Raw genomic sequence first — 3,211 nt, forward strand, 5'->3', positions numbered from 1 at the left:
CCACCCCGTTCCGCGCTGCGCCTGCCGCCGGCGGCACCGAGGCCGGCGAGGAGAAGGATCCGGGCGAGGCCGCGGCCGAAGCCGACATGGACGACGACGAGTTCGAGAACCAGATGTCGCTCGCGGCGATCGAGGCCGAGCTCAAGCCGAAAGTGGTCGAGATCTTCGACAAGATCGCCGACAGCTACAAGAAGCTGCGCAAGCTTCAGGAGCAGGACATCCAGAACCAGCTCCAGAACGAGTCGCTCTCGCCGCACCAGGAGCGCAAGTACAAGAAGCTGAAGGACGAGATCATCGTCGAGGTGAAGTCGCTGCGCCTCAACCAGGCCCGCATCGACAGCCTCGTCGAGCAGCTCTACGACATCAACAAGCGCCTCGTCTCGCACGAGGGCCGCCTGATGCGCCTTGCCGACAGCCATGGCGTCGCGCGCGAGGACTTTTTGCGCAACTACACCGGTTCTGAATTGGACCCGCGCTGGCTCAACCGCGTCTCAAAACTCTCGGCCAAGGGCTGGAAGAACTTCGTCCACCACGAGAAGGATCGCATCAAGGACCTCCGTCACGAGGTGCATCAGCTCGCGGCGCTGACCGGCCTCGAGATCGTCGAGTTCCGTAAGATCGTGCACTCCGTGCAGAAGGGCGAGCGCGAGGCCCGCCAGGCCAAGAAGGAGATGGTGGAAGCCAACCTCCGTCTCGTGATCTCGATCGCGAAGAAGTACACCAACCGCGGCCTGCAGTTCCTCGACCTGATCCAGGAAGGCAACATCGGCCTGATGAAGGCGGTCGACAAGTTCGAGTATCGCCGCGGCTACAAGTTCTCGACTTACGCCACGTGGTGGATCCGGCAGGCGATCACCCGCTCGATCGCCGACCAGGCGCGCACCATCCGCATCCCCGTGCACATGATCGAGACGATCAACAAGATCGTGCGCACGTCCCGTCAGATGCTCAACGAAATCGGCCGCGAGCCGACCCCGGAAGAACTGGCCGAGAAGCTCGGCATGCCCTTGGAGAAGGTCCGCAAGGTCCTCAAGATCGCCAAGGAGCCGCTGTCGCTGGAGACGCCGGTCGGTGACGAAGAGGATTCACATCTCGGCGATTTCATCGAGGACAAGAACGCGATCCTGCCGATCGACGCCGCGATCCAGTCCAACCTGCGCGAGACCACGACGCGCGTGCTGGCGTCGCTCACGCCGCGCGAAGAGCGCGTCCTGCGCATGCGCTTCGGCATCGGCATGAACACCGACCACACGCTGGAAGAAGTCGGCCAGCAGTTCTCGGTGACCCGCGAGCGTATCCGCCAGATCGAAGCAAAGGCGCTGCGCAAGCTGAAGCATCCGTCGCGGTCGCGGAAGCTGCGGAGCTTCTTGGATAATTGATCGTAGGCAGCGATCCAAAGCAAAACGGCGGGCGTTGGCCCGCCGTTTTTGTTTTGTCGTCATTGCGAGCGCAGCGAAGCAATCCAGAGTCTTTCCGCAGAGGCATTTCTGGATTGCTTCGCTGCGCTCGCAATGACGTGGAGAAGCTGAAGGCCTACTTCTTCTTCGCCCCGACCCGCTCGATCCGCTTGATCTCGAGAGCGGGCCGCCCGGACCTCTCGGCGATCTCGCGGTCCTGCTCCATGATGAAGCCGCGCGCGGGCTCGTCGCCGTCGAGGCCGCCGAGCAGCTCAGTGGGCACGCGGCGATTGGAGCGTTGTGAGCCGTCTTCATAGACGACGTTGAAAAAGGCGAACTCGCCTTTGGGATTGGTTCCGGGTTTTTTGCCATGGCGGCTTGTCGTCGATCAGGAGGCCGCAGTCAAATGACTTCGGCGGTTTTCGCCATCAGCATCGAGCCGGAGCGTTAGATTGACCAACAATGGGGATGCGATTGCATGTCGACGAGCAGCGCCCGGCGCCTGCTGTGACCGCTTCGAGGAGACCCTCAGCCTCAATAAACGGCGGGCCGAAAAGCCCGCCGGTTATTTTTGGTCTTCAGTGTCGCCCGGGGCTGGCGGGGCGACAACCTAAAATAGAATTCTATAGAACGCGCCATGCGATGGCAAGGCAAATCGTGGCGGCGTTGATGTCGCAGTGGGCCGATCAGATATGCGTTGGTCGCGGCATGCGGTTTTGAAGCGCGTCGCAACAATTGCTTGGATCATTAAATCACTTTGTTCATCTTGCCTGCCGTCGCAATGCAGCGCGGCTGGCGCGCTTTGTAGCGAGGTGCGCCAGCCTGCACGCCTTCCAGCCTGCGTGCACGTGATGTGATCTGATGTGCTGAAGCGAGTTCCATCACCCCGCATATCTCAAGGTGTGCGCCTGCACGGTGCAAGTTCCTGCGCGGCGAGCCGCGATCCGTGTCCGCCGTCATGTCCACTGCGCTCTTCCTTGCGACCCTGCGCCATGATCGCGCTGCCCATCGCGGCGGAGCCGAAGGTGATGAGGAACGACGCGAGCAGCAGCGCAAGCGCGATGCCGGGCGAACGATCGGCGAAGATCAGCTCGCGCAGATGGCCGGGGTTGAGCCAGAGCAGTCCGCCGACGAGCAGCGCCGCAGCGCAGGCGCCGATCGCGAGGTTGATGGCGAGCAGGCGGAAGAGGGGGATGCGGAGGAGGGCGCGGCGAGCTGGATGAGGAGGCCGCTGGCGGTGGGACATGGGTGATTGCCTCACGGGCACTAACGCAGAAGCCGAACGCGCCGTCCGACCATTGGCATCATAGCGGCTGGTTTCTCATTCGTCCTTGCTCGCTCGCGACGCGCCCCGAAATGACCGGGGTGTGCGCCGCCCTTTATCTCACGCCGCCGGCGCAACCCTGCCGGCCTCGCGCTCCTGCCCCGCCTGCTGGCGCTCCATCATGGTCTGCCACAGCGTTGCGATGCTCACCTGCGTCTGCAGTGCGATCAGGCAGTGGCCCTCATTGTCGAAACCGCAAAACCGCACCGACGGATCCTTCTTCACCTCGGTCAGCGCCCGGTTGATCATCTCCAGGCAGGTCATGACCTGACCAACGTCCTGAAGTCGCGTGTGGTGCAGGATGTCCATGAGGCGGACCATCATCACCGCGGGCTGGCCGAAGCTGATGCCAGCACGGCCGAGCTCGAACAGCACGTTCACCGCGGGAAATACGCCGCGGATGTGCTCGAGCACGCTGGCCATGTCCTCCACGCTGCAGGCGACGAGATGGGCGGCCTGCGGCGGGGCGGCGGCCGGCGTCCGCGGCGCG

3 protein-coding genes and 1 pseudogene are annotated in these 3,211 nt (G+C 63.3%); 1 reads left to right on the top strand and 3 read right to left on the bottom strand.

The features are described 5' to 3' along the window. Positions 1-1,379 (top strand): RNA polymerase sigma factor RpoD (gene rpoD, locus CWO91_RS41870; RefSeq protein ID WP_130221128.1); only part of this gene is annotated, 1,379 nt, incomplete at its 5' end. 154 nt (positions 1,380-1,533) lie between these two features. On the opposite strand, the pseudogene CWO91_RS41875 reads toward rpoD, so the two are convergent. The 3 genes and pseudogenes from CWO91_RS41875 to CWO91_RS41885 form a co-directional block, all read right to left on the bottom strand. Next, a pseudogene (locus tag CWO91_RS41875) lies at positions 1,534-1,764 on the bottom strand (hypothetical protein); the annotation flags it as partial. 528 nt (positions 1,765-2,292) lie between these two features. Continuing rightward, entirely contained in the window at positions 2,293-2,643 is a 351-nt protein-coding gene (locus CWO91_RS41880) for a hypothetical protein (RefSeq protein ID WP_130221129.1), read from the bottom strand. A gap of 138 nt (positions 2,644-2,781) precedes the next feature. Further along, positions 2,782-3,211, bottom strand: a 430-nt coding sequence (locus CWO91_RS41885) for a hypothetical protein (protein ID WP_130221130.1), incomplete at its 5' end; no start/stop codon positions are given.

The sequence above is a fragment of the Bradyrhizobium genosp. SA-3 genome (genome assembly GCF_004212635.1).
Taxonomy (GTDB): domain Bacteria; phylum Pseudomonadota; class Alphaproteobacteria; order Rhizobiales; family Xanthobacteraceae; genus Bradyrhizobium.